Genomic DNA, 6572 nt, shown 5'->3' on the forward strand with positions numbered 1-6572 from the left:
GAGTGGTGCACACCGTGCTCGGCCAGGTCGACCGTTCCGAAGCGGCGATGACCGCGCACGGTGTCCCGACCGTCAGCTGGTTGGCGTCAGAGTTGCGCTACACCCGGGGCCAAGCCTCCGCGATGCTGCACCACGCCAACGACCTGTCCCGGTTCTCCCAGATCGGGGACGCGCTGGGCCACGGTGTCGCCAACGACCGGCAAGCACAAGCAGTCACCCAGGTGCTGAAGAAACTACCCACCGACCTGGGCGTCGAAGCCGAAGCCATGGCCCAATCCACGATGGTCGGCCATTGTGAGGAGTTCAACAGCCACGAACTTGCCGGTCTGTCGCGGTATCTGTTGGAGGTTGTCGCACCCGAGGTTGCCGAAGAAGCCGAAGCGAAACGCCAAGAACGTGAACTACGGGATGCAGAGCAGGCCCGGCATCTCAACTTTGCCGACGACGGGCACGGTTCCACCACCATCAAAGGCTCCCTCCCCACCGCCGATGCAGCACTGATCAAGGCCCAGATTGAAGCGCTCGCGCAGCAGATGCACCGCACCGCCTTAGAGCTACGTGATTCGGGTGTGCCGCAATCGTCGTGGCCGCAGCGTCGTGCCGATGCCTTTGTGGAGTTGGCCCGCCGGGTCGCGATCCACCGAGAGGCACCACGCCATGGTGGTGACCGTCCTCATGTGGTGGTGCTGATCGACTACGAGGATCTGCTCAGCGACTGCCACGCAGCCGGTCTGGCTGATGGGACGATGCTGACCGCCGGCCGGCTACGCCAGTTCGCGTGTGATGCCGGCATCCTGCCCATCATTCTGGGCGGCCCCTCCGGGGTGCTGGACGTGGGCCGCGAACAGCGCTTGGTCACTCCCGATATCCGCCATGCCCTGCATGTGCGCGATAAAGGCTGCGTGTTCCCGGGTTGCGACCGGCCTGCTGCTGATTGTGATGCGCATCACATCGTCCCGTGGGCTCAAGGTGGCGGGACATCGTTGTCGAATCTGTGTTTGTTGTGCAAACACCACCACAACCTGCTCGAACCCGATACGAAACGGGCTCCAGAGTTGCAATGGCAGATCCGCATCTCAGCTGACGGGATTGCGGAGGTCATTCCGCCCCGGTTCGTGGATAAGCATCGACGGCCACGATGCCATCAACGATTCCGACCGCCCGGATAGCCCGGGGAGAATTACGGGCGCGCGGGTTGGACCCCAGCCAGCAATGTGCGCTTGTGCGGGATGGGTCTCGACAAGCTCGACCAACGGTGATTGAGCAGGGTCTCGACAAACTCGACCAACGGTGATTGGGAAAGGCCTCGATCAGCTCGATCAACGAGGGTCGCGGCACGGGCCTTCTGTCATCCCGGCGAATGCCGGGATCTCCTCGGCCGAACAAGCGCGGGTCGTGAAGATCCCTGATCCAGTCCGGGATGACTGAGGCATGGGGTGCGCTCGCGAAGAGGGCTGCTCAGATGTCGATCGGGATGACGGCGCCGACCACCTGGCCGCGTCCGTAGATCGGGGCTTCCATCATCCGGGCGCGCAGGGGGGCATCGCCCAGCCAGAGCCGGCGCAGCACGGCGCCCATCACCACCGGCCGGGCCCGGATACCGCCGTCGGTGATCTTGATCGCGATGCCGCGGCCGTCGGGCAGGCCGGCGGCGTAGACGCCCTCGGCGCCGTCCTTGGCCACCATGCCCGGGACTCCGCGCATCAGATCGGTGACGTCGCGCCCCGTGCCGCCGACCAACTCCGGGTGGCTGCGCATGGCGTCCGCGATCTCCTTCTCGGCGCCGTCGGTGGCCGAAGCGATGGTGCCGAACATGCGAGCCAGCCCCACCAGGCTGACCGCGAGCGCCGGGGCGCCGCAGCCGTCGATGGACGTCCAGGCGATCCGGACACCGAGGCTGCGAATGGTCTCCAGCACCGCCTGCTGGGCCGGGTGGCCGCGGTTCAGGTAGGTGTCCCGGCGCCACTCGTTGAGCGCGGACGTCGCCAGCATCGCCGCGTGCTTGCCCGAGCAGTTCTGGGCCAGCGACGACGGTCCGCGGCCGGCGGCGATCCACTCGTTGCGTTGGGCGTCCATCAGGGGCAGATCAGGCGTGTTGCGCAGATCGGACTCGTCCAACCCCGCGCCGTGCAGCAGATCGAGCACGGTCTGCAGATGCATCGGTTCGCCGCTGTGGCTGGCGCACGCCACCGCCAACTGATCGGACGGCACCTCCAGCCCGCAGCGCACCATCGCCAGGGCCTGCAACGGCTTCAGCGCCGACCGGGGCAGGATGTCGCTGGTGTAGTCGCCGCGGCTGTACGACACCGAACCGTCCGCCCGGGTGACCACGATGATGCCGCGATGCGCGGACTCGACGAACCCGTTGCGGACGACCTGCGCGATCACCGGGGGGTCGCCGAGATTCACCACGCCCGGAGTCTAGAGAAGTGCCGTCAGGCGCGCCATGGGAGATCCCGGGGCAAGCCCGGGATGACGGCAAACCCGATGCCGACCGGTGCGGCGTCCAGCAACTGCCGGATGGAGATCCCGGGGCAAGCCCGGGAGGACGGCAACTCCCTCGCGGAACCCGCGCGCCAGCCCCCACGTCATCCCGGACGCCGGGATCTCGAAACCGCCGGCCGGGATCTCGAAACCGCCGGCCGGGATCTCGAAACCGCCCGGCCGGGCGCCGACCACCGCCGCTGGTCGAGTCGTCGAGACGCTCCCCGACGCACGGCACCACCGGCCGCTGCCCACCAGGTCAGCTGTGGGTGCGGAAGCCGCCGTTGCTGTAGAGCAGCTGGCCGTTGATCCAGCCGCCGGCGTCCGACATCAGGAAACGGACCAGGTGGGCGGTGTCGCTCGGCGTACCCAGCCGTCCGGCCGGGGTTTGCGCGGTGCCCGACTCGCGAATCTCGTCGGTCATCCAGCCGGTGTCGATCGGCCCCGGATTGATCACATTGGCTCGGACGCCGCAGGCGCCCAACTCGACGCCTGCCGCTACCACGATCCGGTCGAGGGCGCCCTTGCTGGCCCCGTACGGCAGGTTGTGGACGGTGTGATCGCTGGTCAGAGCAATGATCCGGGCTTGCACTTCGGTCGTCTGCTCGGCTGGCAGCCCGGCCGCGAACGCCTTGATCAGGAGCCAGACGGCTCGGGCATTGACGGCGAAATGGCGGTCCCAGCTCTCCACGGTGGTGTCCAGGATCGAACTGTTCACCGATTCGCAATGCGACATGACCAGCCCATGCACAGTGCCGAGTGCCCGGGCTGCGGCGAACAGCTCGGTGGCTGCGTCGACCTCGGCCAGATCGACCGCGACGGTGTCGACCCGGGCACCGAGTTCCCGGCACTGTGCGACGATCTCCGCCGGGTCGTCGCCGCCACGCTCCAAGCCGAGCCGGTCGTCGTAGGGCGCCCAGTGGCTGAGGACCAGATCCCAGCCGTCCTCGGCGAGGCCGCGGGCGATTCCGGCGCCGATCCCACGGGATCGGCCGACCCCGGTGACGACCACGATTCCGCGTCGCTGTGCCATGGGGCTCTCCTTCGGTTGGGGGTCTCGACAAGCTCGACCGACGGTGTTCTGGTCTCGACCGGTGATGGATCAGGGCGAGCTTGCCATCACCAGCTTCAGCGCCACGAATCGCACCCCGGTCGCCACCGCATTGGCGACGGCCAGGACGAGCAACTCGAGCCAGCGGGCGGCGTCCGGAACCATCAGGTGCAGCGCGGCGAGCGAGCCGCCGGTCAAGCCGAGCGCGACCACGAAGGCGAGCAGGCCGGTGGCGTGGTGGGTGACCAAGCCGTCCGAGCCGCGCACACCGAAGGTGATCACCCGGTTCGCGGCGGTGTTCGCCACCGCGGTGACGGCCAGGGCGACCAGGTTCGCCGCCTGGGCGTCGAGAACGACCCGCAGCAGCAGGTACAGCACCGCGTAGGCAACGGTCGACGCCACGCCGATCGCCCCGAACCGGACCAGCTGCCCGAACAGCCCGGCCGGCACACCGGCCACCGCGCCGACCGCCGGCGAGCTCATCGGAGGGCGGGCCAGCTCGGCGCGCACCGCACCGATCGGGATCCGTCCGGTGGTCAGCCCGCGCAGCAGCCGCCACACGCCGCGCAGATCCTCGGTCGCGGTGGCTGCGATGTCGACGGTGGTGCCCGGGTCGTCGATCCAGTCCACCGGCACCTCGTGGATCCGTAGCCCGGACCGTTGCGCGAGCACCAGCAGTTCGGTGTCGAAGAACCAGTTGGTGTCCTCGACCAGCGGCAGTAGCCGCTGCGCCACGTCGGCCCGCATTGCCTTGAACCCGCACTGGGCGTCGCTGAACGACACGGCGAGTGCACCCCGCAGGATCAGGTTGTAGGTCCGCGAGATGAACTCCCGTTTCGGCCCGCGAATCACCCGCGAACCTCTGGCCAGCCGGCTGCCGATCGCGACGTCCGAATGCCCGCTGACCAGGGGAGCGAGCAGTGGCAGCAGCGCGGTCAGGTCGGTGGACAGGTCGACGTCCATGTAGGCGACGACGTCGGCGTCACTGGCCAGCCAGGTCTGCTTCAGCGCCCGTCCGCGGCCCTTGGCGTCGAGATGCACGACCCGGACGCCGTCCAGCTCGACGGCGAGCCGCTGGGCGATCGCCAGGGTGTCGTCGGTGGACGCGTTGTCGGCGATGGTCACCTGGTGTCGGTAGGGCAGGGCGTCGTCCAGGAAGCCGGTGAGCCGCCGGATCGAACGTTCCAGGTCGGCCGCCTCGTTGTACACCGGGATGACGATCTCGACGCTGGCCAACCTCGCGGGCAGCGGATGCCGCCCGCGCGCGGTGTCGTCGGCCAGAGTCATCGCGGCGCTCACTTCGCCGCCGTCAGGTCGTAGACGGTGGTGTTGCCGACCGTCGTCGCGGTGTAGTTCTGCTGCACCCAGGTGGCGATCTCGGACGCCGCCTGGCTGCCGCCGTTCTGGCCGCCGAAGTTGCCGCCGCCGATGAAGTAGTGGATCTTGCCCTGCGCCACCCACTCCTGGAACTGCGCCAGCGTGGGGGACGGGTCGGAGCCGTTGAAGCCGCCGATCGCCATCACCGGATACCCGCTGGCCAGCTGGTAGCTGGCGGCGTTCTGGGCGCCGGTGGTGGCCGCCACCCAGGTGTACTCCGACGCGTTCGCCTGCAGCGCGGTGAGCAACTCCGACGACACCGAGGCTCCGTTCAGCAGCCCACCCGCGCCGCCACCCCGGCCGCCGCCGAAGCCGCCGCCGTCATTCCCGGTGCCAGCGGTACCGCCGGGCTGACCCTGGCTGGTGCCGCCGGGCGGGGTGCCCTGCTGCCCCTGCCCGGTCTGGCCCTGCCCGGTCTGGCCCTGCCCGGTCTGGCCCTGCCCGGTCTGACCCTGCCCGAAGCCGCCCGGACGTCCACCGCCCTGGCCGCCACCGGGGCCACCGCCACCGGGTCCACCGTTGCCGCCGGCGATGCCGGTGCGGGCCGGTCCCGCGGTGACGATCGAACCGGTGTGCGGTGTGGCGGCGGTGTTCACCGAGTAGGCGGCCGGGCCGGCCAGTCCCGCGATGATGGCGGCCGAGATGGCTGCCGTCTGCAGTGCCCGCACCACGGCACGCCCGAACACGAACACCGCCGCGCAACCCACCAGCACCGCGGCCGCGGCGATCGAGATCCACAGGTAGATCCCGCCCGCGACGGAGGCCAGCGCGACGCCCCAGGCGCCGGTGGCCACCGCGGCCACGGCCAGCGCGCCGCGTCCCAGCCAGGTCCGCCGATAGGTCCAGGCAACCGCGCCGCCCAGCGCCAGGGTGCCGCCGATCGCCGGGGCCAGCGCCACCGTGTAGTAGTCGTGGTAGATGCCGGCCATGAAGCTGAACACCAGCGTGTTGATCACCAGCCAGCTGCCGAACAGCACCAACGCCGCGGTCGCCCGCGTCCGATGGGTCTCGGCGGCGGTCCGGAACGTCGTGGCCCAGCCACGGCGTCCGAGCAGGACCAGTGCGGCCACGCCGAGCAGCAGCGCGGCCGGGATCAGCCACGACACCATCTCGCCCGAGACGGTGGTGAACATCCGCAGCAGGCCGAGCTGTCCCCAGCGTCCGGACGTGCCACCGACCGAGCCGGTCTCGTTGCCGTTCAGCCGGCCCAGGCCGTTGTAGCCGAAGGTCAGCTCCAGGATCGAGTTGGTCTGCGAGCCGCCGATGTAGGGACGCCACGACTCGGGCACCAGCTCAACGATCGCCACCCACCAGCCGAAGGCCAGCACCATGGCGCCGAATGCGGTGAGCAGGTCGACGACCTTCTTGCGCCAGGACGCCGGGGCGCCGATCGCGTAGGCCAGCACCAGCGACGGCAGGATGACGAAGGCCTGCAGCATCTTGGCCAGGAAGCCCAGCCCGATCAGGGCGCCGGCGGCCGCCAGCTTCCACCGGGACGCCGTCTCGGCGGCCCGCAGGGTCAGCGCCGCCGCGGCCACGTAGCAGAACACCATCAGTGCGTCCGGGTTGTTGAACCGGAACATCAGGGTGGCCGCCGGGGTGAGCGCGAAGGCCAGCGCGGCGACGATGCCCGCCCAGTGCGCGCGGCGCGCCGAGCCGC

Annotated in this window: 5 protein-coding genes; 1 reads left to right on the plus strand and 4 read right to left on the minus strand. The window is 69.7% G+C overall.

Going from position 1 to position 6572, the window contains the following annotated elements; all coding sequences use genetic code 11:
- Positions 1–14: 14 nt before the first annotated feature.
- Positions 15–1169: a DUF222 domain-containing protein gene (locus QM624_RS16035; protein ID WP_415093607.1), complete on the plus strand. Its 1155-nt coding sequence runs from the start codon at positions 15–17 to the stop codon at positions 1167–1169.
- 289 nt (positions 1170–1458) lie between these two features.
- Here the strand turns inward: QM624_RS16035 and QM624_RS16040 are convergent, their stop codons facing one another.
- From QM624_RS16040 to QM624_RS16055, 4 genes are all read right to left on the minus strand, one after another.
- A complete protein-coding gene (locus QM624_RS16040; RefSeq protein ID WP_415093609.1) occupies positions 1459–2412 on the minus strand; it encodes an asparaginase in 954 nt (317 codons plus the stop codon).
- A 331-nt stretch (positions 2413–2743) separates the two neighbouring features.
- The gene (locus QM624_RS16045; RefSeq protein ID WP_415093611.1) at positions 2744–3517 is read right to left on the minus strand and encodes an SDR family oxidoreductase; all 774 of its coding nucleotides are present in this window, start codon (positions 3515–3517) and stop codon (positions 2744–2746) included.
- A 69-nt stretch (positions 3518–3586) separates the two neighbouring features.
- The gene (locus QM624_RS16050; RefSeq protein ID WP_415093613.1) at positions 3587–4822 is read right to left on the minus strand and encodes a glycosyltransferase; all 1236 of its coding nucleotides are present in this window, start codon (positions 4820–4822) and stop codon (positions 3587–3589) included.
- Positions 4823–4830: 8 nt separating this feature from the next.
- Positions 4831–6572: glycosyltransferase family 39 protein (locus QM624_RS16055; RefSeq protein WP_415093615.1), on the minus strand; the 1742-nt coding region annotated here is incomplete at its 5' end.

Source organism: Micropruina sp. (genome assembly GCF_047606365.1).
Lineage (GTDB): Bacteria > Actinomycetota > Actinomycetes > Propionibacteriales > Propionibacteriaceae > Micropruina.